The organism is Ferroacidibacillus organovorans, from assembly GCF_001642725.1.
GTDB classification, from domain to species: Bacteria; Bacillota; Bacilli; order Alicyclobacillales; family SLC66; genus Ferroacidibacillus; species Ferroacidibacillus organovorans.
Genome location: NZ_LSUQ01000002.1, coordinates 114,896 through 135,524 on the forward strand (window position 1 = coordinate 114,896; position 20,629 = coordinate 135,524).

Here is a 20,629-nt window from a genome sequence, read left to right on the forward strand (position 1 = left end):
GAGCAGTACATGTAGAATATCAGAAAAGAATCGAGAAAATACAATATGTTGGGAAGCGTGAGATGCAAAGACACCAGATATGATAACGCGTGCATCGAATCATTTCATAACACACTAAAACACGAATGTGTATATTTAAACACAAGTCAAACCTGAAAAGTCGCCCATTAAATATTTTTAAAATACAAAAATATTTTTACAATCGTCAGTGAACATTTTCTACAATCGGCTATGCATTACCGAATTACGATGAGAAAGTAGACGCGTGACCATTGACCGTATTGAGATCCATCCATTTGTGCTCATAATGAAGACTTTCGGATCGTAATTCATCGTGCAGAATCGGCAACACGAGCGATGATCCTCCGCTAGTGAGCATTAGATCTGGTGCGAAATCTTAAAGATAACTATTGCAAGAGGTATGAATATTTAGTATTCTGTGATCAATAAATCAAAAAGTAAATCGATTGGGCAACGGTGCCCAACACTCCCATTGTTCTCGGATGATGGCTGTGTTGGGCGCTGTGCGTTGTATGGGAGTCTATTCGCACGCGCGATCGGTCGCGCAGTTCACACTCGCCTCGACTCTTCAATCATACCAGCGGCCGCTCAAGGCAACGACTCGGGACTCCGAATCTAACAGAAAGAGGGGAAAAAACGTGGCGCGTGACTCAGTGGAGCAGTCGAGGCATGACGAGGAAATGCTTCACAAGCTCGGGTACAGGCAAGATCTGGCGCGGGCGATGGGTGGATTTTCGAACTTTGCGATCTCATTTACCATCATCAGTATTTTGTCAGGATGTCTCACACTATTTTCCTTCGGCCTGACCAGCTCTGGTACGACTGCCGCGTCCATCGGGTGGCCGATCGTAGCCCTATGTGTGATGCCGGTGGCCATATCTATGGCAGAAATCGCATCCGCCTACCCCACGGCCGGCGGCCTCTACTATTGGGCCAGTAAACTGGGTGGGCCGGCGTGGGGCTGGTTTACAGCTTGGTTCAACTTGATTGGGCAAGTGGCGATCACCGCCGGAATTGTCTACGGTCTCTCCATCTTCGTCGATGCGCTTATCAACCAGTTCGCACCCGGCTTCCCGGCCAGCGGCCATGCTGGTGCCATCGCTACACTCGTCATCTACGCCATCATTTTGCTCGTCGGTGCGTTCATCAACTTCGCAGGCGTCAACGTCGTCTCGACCCTAAATTCCATTAGCGCCTGGTGGCATATGATTGGCGTGGTCATCATCGTTGCAGCCGTACTGTTCTTCGCACCGATCCATCCGCATCCTTGGCACTTCGCCTACGCGACGAATCAATCATCGAGCGGCTTCCCCAACTGGTATGGGTTCCTTATCGGTCTGTTACTCGCCCAATACACATTCACTGGCTATGACGCGTCGGCTCACGTCTCCGAGGAGACCGTCGGTGCGGACAAGAATGCGCCCCGCGGAATCATCCTGTCGGTTGCCGTGTCTGCCATCGCAGGCTATGTACTCCTGATGGGTCTAGTCTTCGCGATACCGGACCTGACCAAAACCATGGCTTCTACGAATCCGGTTCTGTACATCTTGACCACGCGTCTTGGCGTGTCAATCGGAACCACACTCTTTATCATCGCGCTGTGTGCCCAGTTCTTCTGCGGGACCGCATCGATTACCGCAAACTCTCGCATGATCTACGCCTTTGCGCGCGATCGCGGTATTCCCGGTTGGAAGAAGTGGAGCAAGATCAACAAGGAAAAACACGTCCCCACGAACGCCATTTGGCTCGCCGTCGTCTGCGCCTTCATTCTAGCCTTGCCAGCCCTGTTCAGTACCGTGATCTACGCAGCCGTCACTTCAATCGCCACGATTGGGCTCTACGTCGCCTACGTAACGCCGGTGTTTCTTCGCCGTATCCACCCGGAACGTATGCCCCAGGGTTCGTTTCAACTCGGCAAGTGGGGTGTGTTTCTGGGTTGGTGGTCTGTCGCTTGGGTCATCTTCATATGCATTCTATTCATGCTCCCAACCGTTGGACCGGTGACGCTGTCTAACTTCAACTTTACTCCGGTGGTTCTGCTCGTCGTATTTGCCTTCCTCGTCCCTTGGTGGTTCAGTAGCGTGAAAAACTGGTTCCACGGACCGATCCGAGAGATTGACGAGGAACCGACGGTCGCGACGAATCAGTTCCAATTGCGGATGGGTGACCCGTTGAAACTTGATGAATGAGGAGGCAACGTAGAAATGGGATCTATGCAACGGTCAACAAGTCCATTGAATCTATCGAATCTCGTAGATCGCAATGCGCATTTTATCGATGGAGAGTGGGTGACGTCGACAAGCGGCGCGCTCGACGTCATCAACCCCGCAAACGGTGAGATTGTTGGCCGCGTCCCGAACGGGGGCGCGGTGCAAGCCGGAAAAGCGATCGAAGCCGCCTATCGGGCACAGCGTGAATGGGCCGCCATGACACCTGCGGAACGGGCAGTCTACATGCATGCCTGGGCCGCGCGTATCCGTGACAACGCTGTCGAACTCGCACGAATTCTCACAAGTGAGCAGGGCAAACCCCTGTCAGAGTCTCTCGAAGAGGCGGAAGGCGCGGCGCTGTTCATCGAGTGGTATGCGGAGGAAGGCAAGCGAGCTTATGGGGAGACCATTCCAGCGCTCGCGCGTAATAAGCGAATTCTCGTGCTTCCGCAGCCCGTCGGCGTCACAGCCCTCATCACGCCGTGGAATTACCCAGGAACGATGGTCGCGCGCAAGGGAGCTCCGGCGCTCGCCGCCGGCTGCACTGTCGTATTAAAGCCGGCCAGCCAGACGCCACTTACTGCCGTGGCACTCGTTGCACTTGCACAGGAGGCCGGCTTTCCTGCAGGGGTCATCAACCTGGTGACGGGAAAATCGAGCGAAATTGGTGAAGAATTTATGACGAACGCGAAGGTGCGCAAGGTGTCGTTCACGGGATCAACCGAAATCGGCAAGCTGCTCATCCGCTCATCCGCAGAGCAGGTCAAGCGTCTGTCACTTGAACTCGGCGGAAACGCACCCTTCATCGTCTTTCCGGATGCCGACCTCGATGCTGCGGTTGCGGCCGCAGTCGGCAACAAGTTTGAAAACTGTGGACAGATGTGCAATGGAATCAATGTGATATACGTGCACAAGGATGTTGCGCAAAAATTCTCGAGGAAGGTGACGCAGAGAGTTGCTAACCTCAAGGTCGGTAGCGGTCTGGAAGAGGACGTGCAACTCGGACCCGTAATTGACCACCGAGCCGTGGCGTTCGTCGACGAATTGGTCCAAGATGCCGTGCAAAAGGGCGCCAAAGTAGAAATCGGAGGCGGCTGTCTGACCGAAACGCCGTACCAGAAAGGATCGTTTTACGCGCCCACAGTCCTGACTGGCGTGACGACGGAGATGCGGATCGCGCAGGAGGAGGTATTCGGACCCGTCGCACCCATCGTCACTTTTTCGTCGGAGGAAGAAGTTCTCGCCATGGCAAATGCCACCCCGTTCGGACTCGCCGCCTATGTGTTCACCAAGGATGTCCGACGCGTATTCGAAGTATCTGAGCAGCTTGAATTCGGCATGGTCGGCGTCAACAGCGCCTCGCTTAGTGTACCTCAGGCGCCGTTCGGCGGAATCAAGCAGAGTGGTCAAGGCCGGGAAGGCGGCCATCACGGGCTCGAAGAGTTTATGGAGATTAAGTACATCTCGCTCACACTTTGATAAATCGTGAAGGGGACGCAGCGATGAGAACACAAAACAGCAGGAGCACCACAGCACTCGACCATCTCGTCGAGCAGATCCGCGCGGGCGCGATTGAAACGGTCATCGTCGCCTTCTGCGACATGCAAGGGAGACTTGTTGGAAAGCGCTTGACCGGGCAGTACACACTCGACCATGTCATTGAGGACGGTATACACTTCTGCGTGTACCTGCTTGGAACCGATATGGAGTTGAATACGCCGCCCGGTTTCCCGGACATGGGTTGGGGACAAGGATACGGCGACTGGACCGCACGCCCGGACTGGTCGACGGTACGCACGCTTCCGTGGCACGAAAAAACGGCACTTGTTCTATCAGACGTGACCGATCACGCAGGTAACCTCATCGCAGTCGCTCCTCGCACTGTTTTGCGGCGGCAACTTGAGCGTGCGGCGAATCTCGGCTTCACCGTGAAGATAGCGTCCGAACTCGAATTTTATTTATTGGATGAGTCGTACGACGCGGCGCACGCGAAGAACTACCAAAGCCTTGCGCTCGCTGGCACCTATTACGAGGACTATCAGCTTCTGCAGGCATCGCGCAATGAACCATTCTACGCAAAGCTCCGTAAGCAGCTCTCTTTGGCCGGGATTCCGATTGAAGGTACAAAGGGTGAAGCCGGAGTGGCCCAGCACGAGATCAACGCCTACTATACTGACGCGTTAGAGGCCGCCGATCGACATGTACTGCTCAAGCACGGCGCGAAGGAGATCGCGATTCAAAACGGCCGTGCCGTCTCCTTCATGGCTAAACCGGATCACTCGTGGACGGGATCGAGCAGCCATATCCACTTGAGTCTGTGGGATCAAAAGGACGTCAACGCCTTCTTTGATTCATCGTCCGACCTGCACCAGATGTCGGACATGATGCGTCACTTCCTCGCCGGCCTGATTGTTCATATTCGCGAACTATCGTTATTGTTCGCACCCTATGTGAATTCGTACAAGCGATTCATGACAGCGAGTTGGGCTCCAACGCACATCGTCTGGGGCGTCGACAACCGCACCTGCGGGCTGCGCGTCGTCGGACACAGCAATGGCAAGCGCATCGAGAACCGCTTCCCGGGCGCGGACACGAACCCGTATCTCGCTACCGCCGCGATGTTGGTCGCTGGACTCGACGGAATCGAAAACCGAATCGCGTTGCCTCCAGAGTGGGTCGGCAACGGTTATGTGGCGCAAGATGTCCATGCCGAGTCTCTGCCGACCTCCCTGTACGAGGCCATCCGGGCGTTCGAAACGAGCGAGTTTGCGAAAAATGCACTCGGTGAGAACGTTTATCAACACTATCTAAATGCAGCACGCGTGGAACAACGTGCTTACGACCAGGTCGTCACGAACTGGGAGAAACGGCGCTACTTTGAGCGGGTTTAGTGTGCAGCAAAGAATATGGATGCGCTTCGACTGATTTGAATAGATGTCTTACAGCCAGCAGGCACTCTGAATTAAGAAGATCCTTTAAACAGAAAAAGGGAGGCAGCCGAACATGCGATTGAAAGATAAGGTATGTGTGATCACCGGTGCAGGTGGAGGCATGGGTCTCAAAGCCGCAGAGCGATTCGCCGAGGAAGGGGGCCGGATCGCGATCTTCGAGATAAGCGAGGCGATCGGTCAGAAAGCGGAGGAGTCTATCCGCGCGCAGGGCGGCGACGCGAAGTTTTTCGCGTGTGACGTGTCGAATGAGGGGAGTGTTAAGGTCGCAGTCGCCGCCGCGGTCGAGACGTTTGGGCGACTGGACGTGCTTTATAACAATGCGGGAATCATGCCAGAAGCGGACCACTCCGTCCTCGATACGAGCGTCGAAATGTGGGATAAGGTCATGGCTGTCAACGTACGCAGCATCTTCCTGACCTGCAAGTACGTGATCCCGCACATGCTGGAGAAAAAATCAGGATCAATCATCAACATCGCATCCTTCGTCGCGATGGTCGGTTGCAGCGTGCCGCAAGACGCGTACACAGCATCGAAAGGCGCTGTGATCTCGCTGACCAAGTCACTCGCTATCCAATTCCGACCGCAGGGTGTGCGTTCGAACGCAATCTGCCCTGGCCCTATCGAGACACCTCTCATGACGGAGTGGCTGCTAAAGGACGAAGAGGCCAAGCGAATCCGTCTGAACCGCCAGCCAAGCGGGCGCTTTGGCCGACCGGAAGATATCGTCAACTGCGCGCTTTACCTCGCATCGGACGAGTCGGATTGGACAAATGGCGCGGTCATGGTCGTCGACGGCGGCATCACGAGCAACTATTTCTAGCAAAGCTGAAAAGTAGCGCCGTTGGCACTCTACGCTCCCGAAAAGTCAATAGGAACGCTTACACATTTGCCACTAAATTAAACTTCCGGACCTATGAGGCTGCTCTAACAAGAAACCGTCGAAATTCCGATTAATATATTCAAAATTAACAGCGATTTAATGCTGAGAGACGATCTAACTCTAAGGAGGATCGAGAGATGAACCCTAAAGCCCGTATCCTACTAGTGGATGACGAGTCGATCGTTCGCATGGATATGCGTGAAATGCTAATGCTTGAGGGCTACGACGTTGTTGCTGAGGCGTCGAATGGCGAAACTGCCATTGAGCAGACGCTGCGCCATCAGCCGGACCTCATTGTGATGGACATTAAGATGCCGAAAATGGACGGCATCACCGCTAGCCGCATCATCGATCAAACGTGGCGCATCCCCATCCTCTTGCTTACAGCATACAACCAGTCGCAGCTTATTGATGATGCAAAGGAAGCCGGGATTTTCGGATACTTGGTCAAGCCGATCACAGAGTTGGACCTCGCCCCGGCGATTGAAATAGCCCTCGCCCAAGCTGAGCGCCTAAGGCGGCTCATTAATGAGAAGTCAGAACTCGAGGAGCGATTGAAGGAGCGTAAGCTGATCGAGCGGGCGAAAGGTGTGCTGATGGATCACAGCGGGAGCACGGAGGCTGAAGCCTATCAATGCATGCGCTCTCAAGCGATGAATCGGCAGGCATCACTCGCAGTGGTTGCAAAAAAGATTCTCGCTGAACACCAGCGGACGGATGCACGACGCGCATCATCCGCGCCGATGGCGACAATGTCAGTCCCTGCGAACCGAGAACCTTCAGGACTCAACACTTTCATCAATTCCATCTTGGAAGGTGAGTTCCATGGAGAGCGTTGACGCCAACCCCACTGCCAGCCTCATCACGTCCGTGTGCCGGACAAAATCCGACCTGAACGAGGCTGAGATCAAGGAAATCGTCCGCGTCGCCGGCCACTTGCAGATGATGGCTGATCTCAACGGATCCGACGTGTTTATCGACTGCCTCTGGAGAGGGCGTGAAGACCAAGCTGTCGTCGTCGCTCAGGCTAAACCGGCAACTGGAAAGAGCCTCTACTCTGAGTTCATCGTCGGGCAACGCATCCTGCGCGACAACGAGCCCGGCGTCTTTTACGCTTTCCAGACCGACAAGTATGTGACTGGCACCCGCGCCATCACGAACGAGAATGTCACGATCCAGCAGAAAATCCTGCCGATTCATGGGCCAGGCAGGAAGTCCAGAGCGACAGGCGTACTCGGCACAGGTGTCCACGCCACATCCGACACCTATGTTGGCGACACCTCCTCTACACCTGCCACCGCCTCCCCCAGTCGACTCATCGGTGTCATAATCCTCGAACAGGACATCTCTACGCAGGTCATTCAGGAGCAAGCGGCACGCTTGTTCCAACAGACAGCGGAGGACCTCGGTGAAACCCTGTGGGAAGTCGCCGTTGCCGAGATTAACCTGCCGAGCCTTATCCATGAGGGTGTCATCCTGTGCAATTCGGAACATCTATTTACTTACATCAACCCTACAGCACGCCAATGGTTCGAGAAATTACGGCAGCCAAGGCCAGAGATGGGCTCGCCGCTCGCATCCGTGTTTTCCGGAGTGCTAGAACATGTGCTTCAGAATGCGCACGACCGTGGCGTAGAGGCGCGCGAGTTTACCTTTGGCGACAATACCGTACTCGTGAAGGCCATCTCCATTCAACGAAAAGGAACATTTAAAGGCGGTCTGATTCTCCTCTCGGACATTACGGAACTGCGTGACAAGGAGCGTCAGCTATCCATCAAGTCGGCGGTTATAAAGGAGATCCACCATCGCGTTAAGAACAACCTTCAGACCATCTCGAGCCTGCTACGGTTGCAGATGCGGAGGACGAAATCAGAGGAGATCCGTACCGCGTTTTATGACAGCATCCACCGCATCAAAACCATCGCGCTTGTGCACCAGACGCTTTCGCAAAGCGGGATTGAGTTCGTTGAACTCCGCCAGTTGATAGAGTCCATCGCGTCGATGTTGATCCAAACCGCTGGCCATCCTGACCGAATGGTGTCGTATCGTGTAGAGGCAGACGACATTTCGCTGCCGTCAGAAAAGGCGACGCCAGTGGCATTGATTCTGAACGAACTCATTCAAAACTGTCTCGATCACGCCTTTGAACACCAAACCGCTTGCCGAATCACAGTGTCCGTGGTATATGGTGATGGCGAACTCCGATTGGTCGTTCAAGACAACGGACAAGGCTGGGATCTGCTCAAGAGCGGCGAAGCGTTAGGGACTCGCATCGTCGAAACCCTGGTGACCGAAGATTTGAGCGGCCGTATCGACTACGCGAATTGTGATGGCATGCGCGTTACCGTGTGTCTCCCCATTCGTTGGACGACTCCTGGAATTCCCAGCTGAATGTCGTTACTGTAGCAAATAATCCACGTGCTATAGGTATATTTGAAATTGTCCACATGGAGTTACCATTTCGACTTGAAAGTAGGTTTATTCGGAGAAACTTAACGGAATCTTAATGGACGAACTCGTCATAGCCAAGCTACCTTGGATAGGTACAACCTGTTTATAATCTGTTATAGATTTCATTCTCGACAGCTTCCAACCATTCCGGCGTACCTGCAGTGATTGCTATGTGTTCAAACCAGCTGTCTTTTGTGGCACCATGCCAGTGTTTTACACCATCCTGTGTGACAATCACATCACCAGCTTTTAAGCTTTGAGCAGGCTTTCCTTCTTCCTGGTACCAACCCTCGCCACCAGTCACTAATAAAAGTTGAAACCCGTTCCGATGAATATGCCAGTTGTTTCTGCAACCAGGCTCAAAGGTTACATTCCCAACGCCAACATTCACTTGCAGATCAGCAACTAATGTTTGGAGGTAACTTTGTCCCACAAAATATTGTGCATATGCCTCATTTTTCTCTCCCACTGGAAAAATGACACCATTTTTTACTTCTTCATATTTTGCCATTGTAAAACACCCTTTCTTCGTTTTCTGGAATGACTTCATTGACGCAAGCGAGTGCGTTCAGCGTTCTCGGAAAGCCCATATACGGGAGGCTATGTATAATGGCAGCGATCATGGTTTCCTTGCTATTTCCCACATTGAGGTTGCCCTGCACATGTGCCTTTACTTGCCCTTCGCAGCCTCCTAAACTGCTTACGACGCACAGTGTCAGCAACTCCCGCGTTTTCAAATCGATAATTCCTATTCTGATGTCCGATGGTTCTTCAATGCAACAAGAAACAGGGCACGATTTAAGCTGGCCCATTTCTTGTGTTCAAATTGCACCAACAACTCGATGCGGCACATAGGGCTCTTCTAAATGTGCAATTTCTTCAGATGTTAACCGAAGCGAGAGTGCGGCAACCGCATCATCAAGGTGGGAGGATTTCGTAGCGCCGATAATTGCGGCGGTGACCGGCTGTTTCTGTAACAACCACGCAAGTGCGATGTGAGCGCGGGGAACTCCATGCTTAGAAGCCAGTTCAGCCACTCGGTCTATAATGACTTGATCAGCGTCCGCCATCGCATCGTATTTCCTCTTTTGAACTTGATCCGTTTCAGCACGATGTGTTTTTTCCCCCTGGTCCCGCGTCAATCTTCCAGATGCAAGCGGGCTATATGGAATCACACCGATCTTCTCTTCCCTGCAAAGGGGTAGCATCTCCCGTTCCTCTTCACGGTAGATGAGGTTTAGATGGTTTTGCATCGATACAAACCGAGTCCACCCGTTTTCCTCGGCGACATTCAGTGCCTTTAAAAACTGCCACGCATACATCGCAGAAGCGCCAATGTATCTTACTTTTCCTGCCTTCACCACATCATGAAGGGCTTCCATGGTTTCTTCGATAGGCGTATTGTAATCCCAGCGATGAATCTGGTACAAATCAACGTAATCGGTTCCGAGTCTCTTGAGACTGTTGTCAATCTCCGTCATGATTGCCTTTCTTGACAGCCCAGCCCCATTTGGACCTTCATGCATCTGGAAAAAGACTTTCGTTGCGATGACAACTTCGTCTCGCTTGGCATAGTCCTTGAGTGCCCTTCCGACAAATTCTTCGCTGGTCCCATCCGAGTATACGTTGGCTGTATCGAAAAAATTGATTCCCAGATCGAGCGCCTGTTTCATAATCTGACGGCTGGTCTCTTCATCGCGTACCCACGGATGCGTCCAACGCTCCGCTACACCAAAGCCCATGCACCCAAGACAGATGCGAGATACATCCAAGCCAGTGCCTCCGAGTTTCACATATTCCATTTTCGCACCCCTTCTCTCAGCTCATTTGGCTTGCACCATTAGACTGCCAGCTCCGATTTAAATTTCCAATTTGCGAGTACCGATCCTTTTAACGATTTCGGGATCTCGGTGCGAAAAGAACAAGCTCTGTTTCGCGTCCAAAAGGGCGATTTTCTCCATGTCTTTTTGGCCTAGTTCAAAGTCGAATATGTTGAAGTTCTCAACGATTCTTTCTCTACGAACAGACTTCGGAATCACAACGACTTCCCTTTGTGTCAACCAACGTAAAATTACTTGGGCAACAGACTTATTATACTTCGTTGCGATGGATGCCAATACTTCATTCTGGAACATGTTGTTTCGTCCTTCAGCAAACGGCCCCCACGACTCGATCTGGACGTTGTTCTCTTTCATGAGTTTGGCGCTTTCGATTTGCTGACAGAAAGGATGTGTTTCAACCTGATTTACGGCAGGCGTGACTTTATTGTGGATGATTAAATCGATCAGACGATCCGAGTAAAAGTTGCTCACGCCAATGGCTTTGACTCTACCCTCGTGGTACAGTTCCTCCATGGCACGCCAAGAGCCGTACACATCGCCATACGGCTGATGAATAAGGTACAAATCCAAATATTCGAGGCCCAGTCGCTGTAGGGAGTTTTCGAACGCCTTCTTGGTTCGCTCATACCCGGTATCTTGAACCCAGAGTTTTGTTGTGATAAACAGTTCCTCTCTGTGTACGCCGCTTCGTTTGATGGCTCTGCCAACGGCTTCCTCATTAAGGTAGGAAGCCGCTGTGTCAATCAGACGATACCCCACTTCAATCGCGTCAAGGACGCTTCGTTCACATTCATTTGCATCTGTCATCTGAAAAACGCCAAAGCCGAGGATCGGCATCTCAACACCGTTGTTCAAAGTCACGTATTGCACATGAAACCCTCCCATAACACGTATCAGCGTTATTATTATTACCCTGTTAGAGCCGTAACCGTTATCCTATTCTTCTCAAATTCTTGCCTAATCGTCTCACTGTCATGAAAGAATCGATGAGTGTGGATTATAATCGTAGCAATCAAGAGTTCAGAAATGAGGAGGATTTTATGTCTGAACAAGCAGAAAACCAACAGGATGTCCTTGCCAAACTCATTGAGCGCCACTCAGAACAGGACGGCGTTCATGAAACGAAAATTCCCTCTCTATTTTTCATTCGTCACTCCTATATAACCGGACCGACTTATGGAGTTTATAAGCCTTCTTTTTGCATTGTCGTGCAAGGAGCCAAGGAGGTCTTGTTAGGTCAAGAGCGCTTTAAGTATAGCTCTGCTAATTACCTTGTCGCATCCATGGACCTACCAGTTACCGCTCAGGTCACGGAAGCATCGATCGGATTACCCTATTTAAGTCTTAAACTAGAGTTCACTACGGCTCAAATATTGGAGGTTCTGAGTGACTCTAAGGTTCACATTGGACCACACAACCATTCGAATCTCGGTATGTTTGTCAGCCAGATGGAGCCTTCGTTGTTAGATGCTGTACTAAGGTTAGTACGTTTGTTGGATCATCCAGAGGATATCCCTTTTCTCAGATCGATCATCACAAAAGAAATTCTCTACCGGATTCTACAAGGTGAACACGGTATTACACTTGAACATATTGCGATGGAGGGAAGTGCCGGTTATCAGATCAGAAATGTAATCGAACACATCGTGAATCATTTGGAGCGGTCTTTTAGGATTGAGGAACTCGCGGAAATGGCGAGTATGAGTGTGGCTTCGCTTCATAGGCACTTTAAAGAGGTGACTGCCATGAGTCCAATCCAATTCCAAAAGCAACTAAGGCTCCAGAAAGCGCGGCGTCTGCTATTTTCCGGGTCGACAGATGCCGCAGATGTCGCCTTCAGAGTTGGCTATGAAAGCCCTTCGCAATTCAGTCGCGAATATTCTCGCCTGTTTGGATTGCCACCTAGAAAGGATGTAAAACATTTAAGGGAGCGAAATGACCAAACCATAGAAGCCTAAATCATGGTTAATAAACTTACTTTCGCGAGACCTGCTATTCGTGAATAGACTACGTTTTGCGCTGGATTAGTGCCCGCTCCAGCGCCCCAGTCGCGTTCATCCCGCCCATACTTTTGGATGGCGTGGGTAGTAACGCTACTCTTTCATCAACTCTTGAAGTAATGACCTTGTTCGAGATCAGCCATGAGTCCACGATGCAATGGATGCCATCCCAAGAGCTCTTGAGTCTGTACGCTCGACCTTGGGATGTCGAGAGCTGCAACGATACCGAGAAAGCCGAAGTGGGATTCTGCCTCGTCACGCGAAATGCTGACCACCGGCAGGTTCAAGTGCTTACCAATGACACTGGCGATATCACGAAACGGCACCCCTTCATCGGCGACCCCATCTAGCCGTGAACCGGCTGGTGCCTTTTCAAGCGCGAGGCGAAATAGGTGCGCCGCATCAAGTCGGTGTACAGCCGTCCAATGGTTGGATCCGTCTCCGATGTAAGCTGAGACACCCTTATCGCGGGCAATGTTGATGAGTCTTGGCACGAAGCCTTTGTCACCCTCACCGTGAACGGACGGTGCTAGAGACACAATTGATGTCCGTGCCCCACGCTTAGCCAGGGCTTTCACCTCGTTTTCCGATGCAGCTCCGTTGGCGTGAGCCGTGATCACGAACGGTTTCCCCGATCCTTTGAGCACAGCTCCCATTGACTCGACAGCGCGTAGATCGGTTTTCAGCGCGTCGTCAAAGTTTGAGAAATCGTGTTTAAATGCAAGGTGAATGACACCGTCCGCAGCAGCAGCTCCGCTTTGAAGACTGTCGAGATCGTCGAGGGCACCATGATGTATCTCGACACCCACTTCTTTAAGCATAGCGGCACTACTTCCCGAGCGGGTAAGTCCGACGACTTTATGACCAGCATGGACGAGTTCTCGGACGACGGCGGAACCAATGTAGCCTGTTGCTCCTGTTACGAAAACACGCATCGCGAGATCCTCCTTAAACGTTAGGATGTATTTTTACTTGAACAATATCAGTCTAAACTATAGAGTGAACTCTAAGGCAAGTGATCATGAGGAGATATTTGCATGCGAATTCAAGAGTTAGCTGAAAAGGCGGGGTTAACAGCTTACACCATTCGTTTTTATGAGAAAGAAGGCTTATTGGACAGTCGGCATGTCAATAGAGAAGATAATAACGATCGCAACTATTCAGAAGGGGCTATTGACCGTCTAAATCTGGTAAAGAAGTTTTAGGGATTGGGTTGTACACTCTCTGAACTGAAGGAAATCTTGAAAGACCATGATACGAATATGCGCACCAATCTCGAGGTGATTGAATGGATTCGTCAAAAGATGAGTGAGGTCGAACGCAAAAAGGACGACCTGGATCAGATACTTGAGACACTTAACTGGATGTTGGAGTACAGGATGGCATTGATGAAGAATTCCCAACGCTCACTCTAGGTTAACGATACGCCTCTGATTAAGTCGTGCGTCGGTTTGATTCAGCACTGTGAACATCCGATTCCCCTGGTATCAAAATCCTTATGCACACGTCCGCAAAACTCTATCTGACAAAAGCGAGGTTTCGCATCCAAGGATGTGTAATCGTATAGAATAGTGTACTAATTTTCTGTGAAATGCACCTTACTTGCTTGGAATGGATAAAAATAGGAATGGCTAAGCCATAGAAATCGATTTATTAGCCAGTGAAACGCTGTAACAGGTAATTGTCTAACTTATCGTAGTGATGTGTTATTTTTAATATGATATGTGGGTATGAACCATGAAAAGTAGCACTCGTAAGGTCACAAGCAAATCCGTTGCTTCAGAAGCCTCACGTATTCTGCGTGACAAACGATTCAGTGCAGCCTCTAAAAGCGTGGCAGGTTCTGCCCTTGCACAGACCCGAGCAAGGAAAAAGAGTAAATAAGATCGATTGAATCATTCACTCACAAAGGACTGACAGAGATATAGACCGAAAGTATAGAAATTTGTGTTTGTCGTTGGCAGAAGTCACTCAAAGACCGACGAAATAGATAAGGAGTCAATCGAGCGAATATAGTCCTGTGAGAACGTAACTTTTTGTGTTGTAGTGCAAAGCAGGACCTACAAACTGGTCTACAAACTCAACCCTAACATGGCAAAAACCCGCTATTTACGCGGGTTTTGGGGTGAAGGCGATCCGTGCTAGTTCACATCCACGACCTCCACCACAACGCCGGTATTTGTACTTAAGTAACAAAAAAACTATGGTTCGATAAATTCCAAACCGTATTCCAATTGTGCAAATCGAAGTTGTTTATCTCTGGAAACAAAAGAGAGTTCATTTTCAAGCGCAGTGGCTAAAATTAAAGCATCCGGCGTTTTAATCGACCGACTGTTTGCGCGTTGGCTCAGTTGCAGCTGTGCAGCTCGTTGTGCCACCTTCGAATCCACAACAAGAATACGTCGTTCAATCAAAAGTCTGTCCGCCCTCAGATGTTCACCGGGTCTTAAATTGTTTCTAATCTCACACTCGGAAATGGCCGAAAAGAAGAATGATGCCCCCTCGCCAGTAATCTTCCGAAGGAAGTTGGTGACAGATTCGTCATTCGCTAATAGGTATATTCCGATATTGGAATCAAGCAAGTACCCCGGCAATCACGCCCACTCCTCTCGGGAGCGACGAATGTTATCGATAGCTTGTGCCGCTTCCTCCGCGGTGAAATCTGGGGGAGCACTTAAGATCTCTTCCAAGTCTTCAACTGGGTCTAGTTCTATCGTCTCTGATTCAACATCAATCACGATTCGCTTTCGATCAATATGATTCTTCTTTAGAAAGTCCCGAAGTTTCATGGCTAGTTCCGGATCCAGTTTCTCATTCATCGCCATTTGGAGAAACACCCCTTTCGCCGTTTTCCAAGTCCATTCATTATAACACTTGACCGTGTAGTTAAAGCCACAGACAGAAGAACTCAATGCTTCCGCTCTGTGTAACCCATTGCTTGGTATCCATTAAGTCGTTTTCGGAAGAACAAGAAAGAGTCAAAAATCCAAGCAGGGCAAGTATTTCCGGGGATTTTTGGTTTCACTCACAAGGTGACGTAAAACGCATAGAAAAAGACCCAACCTCTTGGCAGTGTTAAGGTATCCCTGTATTTGCTAACTTGGTTTTGAGCCGCTTCGATTACCTGAGCGTGAGCCACTCTATTCATGTTTTAATCCATATATAGGCGCTATTTACATGAAATCGCCATGGGCATGATTCATTGCGAAGGCGCGATCTCCCAGGAATTTTCGCTAGGCAGACAGCCTATCATTCCCATCACTTCATGTAATGAGCGCCTGGTCAACTAGAAACTCGCTGGCCGATTGCGCGTTTTCGAAGCTCAAAAATCCCCGTGTCACTAAGTTCAACACCTGATCCGCATCCTCGCGCGACAAGACGTACTCGTCCACCATCTTCTTCAAGATATGCGACAACTCTTCTACAACTCGCGCTCGTACCGTGGTTGACAGCTTACTAATTTCCACCGCAACGGCTGCCAGGCAAACTACGTAGTACCATGGCCCATCCGGATTCAAGTCCAGTGCTCGGCGCATCTTCACCAAAACTTGGTGAAGATGATCCATAGAAATCGGACTCTCTAAAAAATCAATGACCAGGCTTGCAACTGGTTTTGGCAACCGCTCCAGCTTCGGAACAATTTGCATCAAGGTATCAATCGTTTCTGTCAAAGGTGGCTCAATAATGGCCAAAATGACCTTTTCCAAGTCCACATCGTCGAGTACCATCCGCATTTCCCCTGATCCTAACGGCCATTCGTGCACAATCCCTGAGACAACCGCTTCCCTTCCATCGCCTATTTGCTCGATCAATTGATTCCCCCGAGTCTCCGACAAGGTCCACAGCGCTTGCATGTGCCCCGTCTCATCCGATATTTGCAGGGTCAGACAATCCCGCCCATAACTCCCCGGTTCCCGCTCCACAAACTGCACGTATACTCCGAGATACTCAGCACGCCCGCTCGAAGTTCCGAAATCGGTTCAGGACTTACTCCTCGACGAATGGATGGAACCTGGAACCGTTCGGCCAAACATCCATAATCCCCACGCTCAAACAAGTCATCAGAAGTCAGTGGAATCAACTTGTTAAAATTTGTAACGTGAACCATCCTCGCTCTTTGTATCGTCGGTATATGAAATCAACCGCATTGATCGGTAATGTATCTGGCAAAGTGTAGAATCCATGCATCCGTCGGTCTCTGAACCTCATCAACGCCAAATATCACCGGTCGACTCACGATCAAGTCCTGAATTGGACCTACTACACCATATGGTGGATGGAATATCAGGCAACAGCAAAATATCTGAGGCGGAAAAAGAGTTAATTCTTCTAGACAATGATAGATGGATTGCACTCGGAATGATCGTCGGTCGTAAAGGGAAATAAGTGTCCGAAACAACAAGGGGTCAAATTCGACTCCTTGTTGCACTATCAGGGTACACATCTGCAGTGGCGGGTGGTACGGTTGTGTTTAATTATGCAGTCGGTCATAGTGAAGGTTATTGCGCAACTGGGCAGTTATCATCAATATCTCTCAAGGTAGGCATGTATCATATCTCGGACAAATGGCGAAAATAGGCACAAATAATTGTGTAACCAAATCCGCTCCCGCTTCGTCTATATGGCTGTAAAAGACTTGACAACTGGAGCGATCATCATGAAGAATCGAATTTTAATTCTGCCATTGATCATTGTTGCGGGGATAACCCTTACTGCCTGTAGCAACTCATTTGCGGCTGGAGATGCAGGGCAATCTCAGACGTCGGAGGTGACGCACGCGGCGGCACCAGCTGTCTCGGCTCCAGCATGGTTCGTACATGACTTGCAACTTGCTGAACAGGCTAATTTGAAGAATGGGTTAAATTACATGCTGAATTGGGGCGAAGGTACTGTTACGTCCAACGTCCAAAAACAAATGAATCAACTTTGGTTTGGCGTTTCGACGAACATAAAACAGAACCCTTTATTTGGATATTCTTGGTCGATGATGTATCAGATGGTTAAAAGTCAGCCCCAAGCACTGATGTCAGTAAGTGTCTTAGAAAAAGTTGTGCAAGGCGGTAGCACTGCCGGTGTCCTAGTGTCGGCGAAGAGTATGTCTCTCCCCAACTACGCCTCTATTGCCTTTGCCAATGGGCAAGTTATCACAGCCGCTAACAAATCGGGGGAACTTTTCTACAGTGTGTATCCTGTAAAAGGTGTGTCGGTTCCATCGACGAATGTATCTGCGAGTTCATCTGCCAAACTGAGCGAATATGGTACACACGACTTTGGGCTGACTGAAAGGACCTATCCCTCCACCGCTACTGCTTTCAATGCACTAAATCATCTTCAAGACACAAGTATTGGACAGTTCATTCCAACAGGTTCCGATGTTAGTCTCGGTTCGGGAATTAAAGCGCGACATTCAAACAAAGGTGGATTGAATAGTTATAGCTGGAAGGAAGGGCGGTGGTCAGTTGTTACACAGTTTTGGGCTAACACTCCAGATGCATTGGGTGTCTCCAGAAACATGGTGAGCTATATGCATTCGCATATGCTTCCTGCTCCGTACAGCAAGGGGTTCATCACCGCTGTACAGCCGAGGACTTCAAAGCGTTCCAATCATTTAGTTACCATCATTGCATGGCAGGTCGGTAGTCACCTTTATGAGCTGAAGCGGACGGGCAATCCAGTAACCGCATTAGAAACTGTTTTGACTATGAAGTGAACACAGATGTACCAACAAAAGCGAGTGGACTGCGAAAGGCAAACAAGGAGTTGAAATGCTCATTGCGGGTATCTCTTCTTCAGGTAAAGGATGCAAGTGTGCAATAGCCGTCGCATAGGCACTAGTGTATGATTATACATGGGATTCGACCAAGCGATCTTGCGTATGCTGGCAGTTTAGTTTAGCAAAGGTTGGTAAATCAGTAAGCGGATGATCAGCATTTTTGCCACACCTTCCATCCGTAACTGAAATAAGGAGGGAATTATGGAGAGAAACGTTTCATTTATACAATCAGGGAGTCTAGCTTCAGTGGATTACCCATACGCCAGTAGAGTACCCTCGGGAATGGACTTGATTTTCTTAGCAGGAGCTTGTCCCCTTGATAAAGACGGGAAAGTTCCATTTATCAATAATTATGAGCTTCAGGCCAAGCTTTGCGTAGATAATTTGAAGCAAGCTCTGAAGGATAGCGGCGCTGCGCTTCGGAATATTGTATATACCAGGGTTATCGTGGCAACTCAAAATTCGACGGATTTGGTAACTGCCTGGAACATGGTAAAGAAGGAATTTGGAGATCATGATGTGCCAAGCACTTTGTCTGGTGTGACAGTGTTAGGCTATCCAGATCAGCTAGTCGAAATCGAAGCGATTGCCGCAATAGATACCGAATGATTAGGTTTGTGAACAACAAGACTTTTGTATCTTATTGCACGAAACGGGTGCGAAAATGCAATAGTCAGAGACGATTAACGGGTGTACGATTATGCAGAGAGACACCAATGCGATTGTTGCGCATTAGGGCAGGAGAGTACAACAGAGTCATAGTATGTAAGTAAGTAAGTAACGTAGATGCTCAACTTTATAGATTGATCGGGTATCTTTCAAAGGAGGTCCTTCCAGTGATTATTGCTTGACTCGGAGAGATCATAAGTTGATGATCCCTCCCAAAGGTTGAACCAAGCATATCAGGAGGGACAAAATAAATGAGTAATGAAGCTTGTGCTGTTATGGTCATAGACGCGCAAAATGGTTTAGTGAGTACGGTGCGCGATGGCGAAATTGTTTTGACAAGGATTGCGAACGTGTTGAGAAAAGCACGTCAAAGAAAAGTCCCCATCCTGTTCATTCAACACGATTCGGATGAGGGTAACTTGAAAATCGGAACGCCAGGATGGGGACTTCATCCATGCCTTATCCGAACTCAAGATGAAACTGTGATTCACAAGCGAGCATCGGATGCCTTTTATGCAACGGAGCTAGAGGATATTCTAAGGGCGATGGGAATCCAGAGATTGTTTGTTTGCGGCTTTAAGACAGAAATGTGTGTCGATACGACATCTCGACGTGCTACAACGCTCGGATTCGATGTGACTCTTATCACAGATGCACATTCTACTACCGACAATGATGTTCTGTCGGCTCAACAGATTACTGATCATCACAACCATACTTTGGATGACTTTGGCAATGATGCCCACTGGATTGTGACTGCAAGTAGTGACGACGAACTGTTTTGAGGATGGGCGAAAAGAAGGGGACACCGCCCCCTTCTTTTCAAAGTGTTTATAAAACTTGGTATCGGTCCCTTACTCAGTAATCGTGGGCGAATGTTCAAGAAAGCCGTGCTGGTGTACTGCCAAATCACCGGTAACCCATTACACGAAGTCGACTCAAAAGCCTGAAGTTCCAATGACTTCCTTTAGTTTGATTTGCATATCCGGATGATTCACAAAAACCTCGGCCTGTAGACGTGCCGCGCGCTTTACTTCGTCACACTCCAACTTAAATAGCGGCTTCGACGATTTACAATATTCCTCCACGTGCTTCAACAGCGGGTTGGGCGTACACGTCTTCGAATCACCATATGTCAGCCCTCCATAGGTTCATAGTCATAATGATCGAGTTAGTGACGGCCGGAAGCACCACTCCCGGCCGTCACCAGAACTAGCTCAGCCGATGCTCCACAAAGCTAAACTTACTGTGCTGCAGGTTCACATCATGCGAGAACATCTCTACATATATGCGAACCGTCTCCATACTGCTATGGCCAAGTATCCGCTGAAGAGAGAAAATGTCTCCACCTGCTAAAATGTAATATTTTCCCATTGTATGTCTGAAAGTATGAGGTGACACACGAACGTTTGCAATCCGCGCCTGTTCCCCATACTGCTTGATGAGCTTTTGTATAGTGCCAATGGCAATGGGCTCATTGTCGATGGTCACAAACAGCGCGTCTGTGGGCGCGTTTCCGCGCTCCTTCATGTATTTCTGCAGGACTTGGCCCCTATTGCCCAGCACTGCTGCGGACGTGTGTGCCCACACGTCGACGCATAAATCCAGCCAAATCATCACCTATAAAATGGTAGCAGGGTTTTTGAGCTCAAAGGCTCAAAAACCCTGCTACACTGCGGTGTTTCAGTCTTTTTTGGTGTCGAGAGCGGGACTTGAACCCGCACGGGTTACCCCACACGCCCCTCAAACGTGAGATTGCGAGAGAAATGTGTTTGATAACTTAATAGTTGACCACGTGGGCGTTCTTTGACAACTGAAAAGTTGACCACCCCA

General features: G+C 49.7%; 21 protein-coding genes. 12 read left to right on the plus strand and 9 right to left on the minus strand.

Translation table 11 applies throughout. The annotated features are described in order from the left end of the window. Positions 1-659 precede the first annotated feature (659 nt). From AYW79_RS01185 to AYW79_RS01210, 6 genes are all read left to right on the plus strand, one after another. The gene (locus AYW79_RS01185) at positions 660-2,210 is read left to right on the plus strand and encodes an amino acid permease (protein WP_197460931.1); all 1,551 of its coding nucleotides are present in this window, start codon (positions 660-662) and stop codon (positions 2,208-2,210) included. Positions 2,211-2,225: 15 nt separating this feature from the next. Continuing rightward, positions 2,226-3,710 (plus strand): NAD-dependent succinate-semialdehyde dehydrogenase, encoded by a 1,485-nt coding sequence (locus AYW79_RS01190; protein WP_335339617.1) that lies wholly within the window; start codon positions 2,226-2,228, stop codon positions 3,708-3,710. Between the two features lie 23 nt (positions 3,711-3,733). Then, on the plus strand, positions 3,734-5,122 hold the full coding sequence (locus tag AYW79_RS01195) for a glutamine synthetase family protein (protein ID WP_067560682.1): 1,389 nt from the start codon (positions 3,734-3,736) through the stop codon (positions 5,120-5,122). A 112-nt stretch (positions 5,123-5,234) separates the two neighbouring features. Next, positions 5,235-6,002 carry an SDR family NAD(P)-dependent oxidoreductase gene (locus AYW79_RS01200; protein ID WP_067560684.1) on the plus strand — a complete coding sequence of 256 codons (768 nt, stop codon included), beginning with the start codon at positions 5,235-5,237 and terminating at the stop codon, positions 6,000-6,002. 197 nt (positions 6,003-6,199) lie between these two features. Then, complete coding sequence (locus AYW79_RS01205; protein ID WP_067560685.1) at positions 6,200-6,901, plus strand: ANTAR domain-containing response regulator; 702 nt, start codon at positions 6,200-6,202, stop codon at positions 6,899-6,901. Next, a complete protein-coding gene (locus AYW79_RS01210) occupies positions 6,888-8,453 on the plus strand; it encodes a sensor histidine kinase (RefSeq protein WP_067560687.1) in 1,566 nt (521 codons plus the stop codon). The genes AYW79_RS01205 and AYW79_RS01210 overlap by 14 nt, the downstream gene beginning before the upstream one ends. A 163-nt stretch (positions 8,454-8,616) precedes the next feature. On the opposite strand, the gene AYW79_RS01215 is transcribed toward AYW79_RS01210, so the two are convergent. From AYW79_RS01215 to AYW79_RS01230, 4 genes are all read right to left on the minus strand, one after another. Next, positions 8,617-9,024, minus strand: a complete 408-nt coding sequence (locus AYW79_RS01215) for a cupin domain-containing protein (protein ID WP_067560689.1) — start codon at positions 9,022-9,024, stop codon at positions 8,617-8,619. Continuing rightward, entirely contained in the window at positions 9,011-9,250 is a 240-nt protein-coding gene (locus tag AYW79_RS01220; protein WP_067560691.1) for a carboxymuconolactone decarboxylase family protein, read from the minus strand. The genes AYW79_RS01215 and AYW79_RS01220 overlap by 14 nt, the downstream gene beginning before the upstream one ends. Positions 9,251-9,334: 84 nt before the next feature. Next, complete coding sequence (locus tag AYW79_RS01225; protein WP_067560693.1) at positions 9,335-10,315, minus strand: aldo/keto reductase; 981 nt, start codon at positions 10,313-10,315, stop codon at positions 9,335-9,337. A 57-nt stretch (positions 10,316-10,372) separates the two neighbouring features. Then, a complete protein-coding gene (locus tag AYW79_RS01230; RefSeq protein ID WP_067560695.1) occupies positions 10,373-11,224 on the minus strand; it encodes an aldo/keto reductase in 852 nt (283 codons plus the stop codon). Positions 11,225-11,394: 170 nt separating this feature from the next. On the opposite strand from AYW79_RS01230, the gene AYW79_RS01235 reads away from it, so the two are divergent. Next, the gene (locus tag AYW79_RS01235; RefSeq protein WP_067560697.1) at positions 11,395-12,312 is read left to right on the plus strand and encodes an AraC family transcriptional regulator; all 918 of its coding nucleotides are present in this window, start codon (positions 11,395-11,397) and stop codon (positions 12,310-12,312) included. Positions 12,313-12,458: 146 nt separating this feature from the next. On the opposite strand, the gene AYW79_RS01240 is transcribed toward AYW79_RS01235, so the two are convergent. After that, complete coding sequence (locus AYW79_RS01240; RefSeq protein ID WP_067560699.1) at positions 12,459-13,289, minus strand: SDR family oxidoreductase; 831 nt, start codon at positions 13,287-13,289, stop codon at positions 12,459-12,461. A gap of 102 nt (positions 13,290-13,391) precedes the next feature. Between AYW79_RS01240 and AYW79_RS16010 the strand changes: the two genes are divergently transcribed. Then, positions 13,392-13,559: a MerR family transcriptional regulator gene (locus AYW79_RS16010; RefSeq protein ID WP_231877777.1), complete on the plus strand. Its 168-nt coding sequence runs from the start codon at positions 13,392-13,394 to the stop codon at positions 13,557-13,559. Positions 13,560-13,562: 3 nt separating this feature from the next. After that, the gene (locus tag AYW79_RS16015) at positions 13,563-13,769 is read left to right on the plus strand and encodes a MerR family DNA-binding protein (RefSeq protein ID WP_269449043.1); all 207 of its coding nucleotides are present in this window, start codon (positions 13,563-13,565) and stop codon (positions 13,767-13,769) included. Between the two features lie 786 nt (positions 13,770-14,555). Here the strand turns inward: AYW79_RS16015 and AYW79_RS01250 are convergent. The 3 genes from AYW79_RS01250 to AYW79_RS01260 form a co-directional block, all read right to left on the minus strand. Then, positions 14,556-14,948, minus strand: coding sequence for a type II toxin-antitoxin system VapC family toxin (locus AYW79_RS01250; protein ID WP_067560701.1), 393 nt, complete (start codon positions 14,946-14,948; stop codon positions 14,556-14,558). Next, positions 14,949-15,179: a hypothetical protein gene (locus AYW79_RS01255; protein WP_067560703.1), complete on the minus strand. Its 231-nt coding sequence runs from the start codon at positions 15,177-15,179 to the stop codon at positions 14,949-14,951. Between the two features lie 438 nt (positions 15,180-15,617). Further along, a complete protein-coding gene (locus AYW79_RS01260; protein ID WP_143216087.1) occupies positions 15,618-16,286 on the minus strand; it encodes a hypothetical protein in 669 nt (222 codons plus the stop codon). A 725-nt stretch (positions 16,287-17,011) separates the two neighbouring features. Here AYW79_RS01260 and AYW79_RS01265 point away from each other — a divergent pair. The 3 genes from AYW79_RS01265 (at position 17,012) to AYW79_RS01275 (ending at position 19,581) form a co-directional block, all read left to right on the plus strand. Further along, positions 17,012-18,064, plus strand: coding sequence for a hypothetical protein (locus AYW79_RS01265; protein WP_067560707.1), 1,053 nt, complete (start codon positions 17,012-17,014; stop codon positions 18,062-18,064). Positions 18,065-18,328: 264 nt separating this feature from the next. Next, positions 18,329-18,736, plus strand: coding sequence for a RidA family protein (locus AYW79_RS01270; RefSeq protein ID WP_067560709.1), 408 nt, complete (start codon positions 18,329-18,331; stop codon positions 18,734-18,736). A gap of 311 nt (positions 18,737-19,047) precedes the next feature. Beyond that, complete coding sequence (locus AYW79_RS01275; protein WP_067560711.1) at positions 19,048-19,581, plus strand: cysteine hydrolase family protein; 534 nt, start codon at positions 19,048-19,050, stop codon at positions 19,579-19,581. Positions 19,582-20,008: 427 nt separating this feature from the next. Here AYW79_RS01275 and AYW79_RS16325 read toward each other — a convergent pair whose 3' ends face one another. Next, positions 20,009-20,413, minus strand: coding sequence for a tyrosine-type recombinase/integrase (locus AYW79_RS16325; protein WP_067560713.1), 405 nt, complete (start codon positions 20,411-20,413; stop codon positions 20,009-20,011). Positions 20,414-20,629: the final 216 nt, after the last annotated feature.

Coding starts and splice junctions, on each gene's coding strand:
- AYW79_RS01190 (WP_335339617.1), top strand. CDS start 2,226: ATGGGATCTATGCAACGGTCAACAAGTCCATTGAATCTATCGAATCTC.
- AYW79_RS01195 (WP_067560682.1), top strand. CDS start 3,734: ATGAGAACACAAAACAGCAGGAGCACCACAGCACTCGACCATCTCGTC.
- AYW79_RS01200 (WP_067560684.1), top strand. CDS start 5,235: ATGCGATTGAAAGATAAGGTATGTGTGATCACCGGTGCAGGTGGAGGC.
- AYW79_RS01205 (WP_067560685.1), top strand. CDS start 6,200: ATGAACCCTAAAGCCCGTATCCTACTAGTGGATGACGAGTCGATCGTT.
- AYW79_RS01210 (WP_067560687.1), top strand. CDS start 6,888: ATGGAGAGCGTTGACGCCAACCCCACTGCCAGCCTCATCACGTCCGTG.
- AYW79_RS01215 (WP_067560689.1), bottom strand. CDS start 9,024: ATGGCAAAATATGAAGAAGTAAAAAATGGTGTCATTTTTCCAGTGGGA.
- AYW79_RS01225 (WP_067560693.1), bottom strand. CDS start 10,315: ATGGAATATGTGAAACTCGGAGGCACTGGCTTGGATGTATCTCGCATC.
- AYW79_RS01235 (WP_067560697.1), top strand. CDS start 11,395: ATGTCTGAACAAGCAGAAAACCAACAGGATGTCCTTGCCAAACTCATT.
- AYW79_RS01240 (WP_067560699.1), bottom strand. CDS start 13,289: ATGCGTGTTTTCGTAACAGGAGCAACAGGCTACATTGGTTCCGCCGTC.
- AYW79_RS16010 (WP_231877777.1), top strand. CDS start 13,392: ATGCGAATTCAAGAGTTAGCTGAAAAGGCGGGGTTAACAGCTTACACC.
- AYW79_RS01255 (WP_067560703.1), bottom strand. CDS start 15,179: ATGGCGATGAATGAGAAACTGGATCCGGAACTAGCCATGAAACTTCGG.
- AYW79_RS01265 (WP_067560707.1), top strand. CDS start 17,012: ATGAAGAATCGAATTTTAATTCTGCCATTGATCATTGTTGCGGGGATA.
- AYW79_RS01270 (WP_067560709.1), top strand. CDS start 18,329: ATGGAGAGAAACGTTTCATTTATACAATCAGGGAGTCTAGCTTCAGTG.
- AYW79_RS01275 (WP_067560711.1), top strand. CDS start 19,048: ATGAGTAATGAAGCTTGTGCTGTTATGGTCATAGACGCGCAAAATGGT.
- AYW79_RS16325 (WP_067560713.1), bottom strand. CDS start 20,413: ATGATTTGGCTGGATTTATGCGTCGACGTGTGGGCACACACGTCCGCA.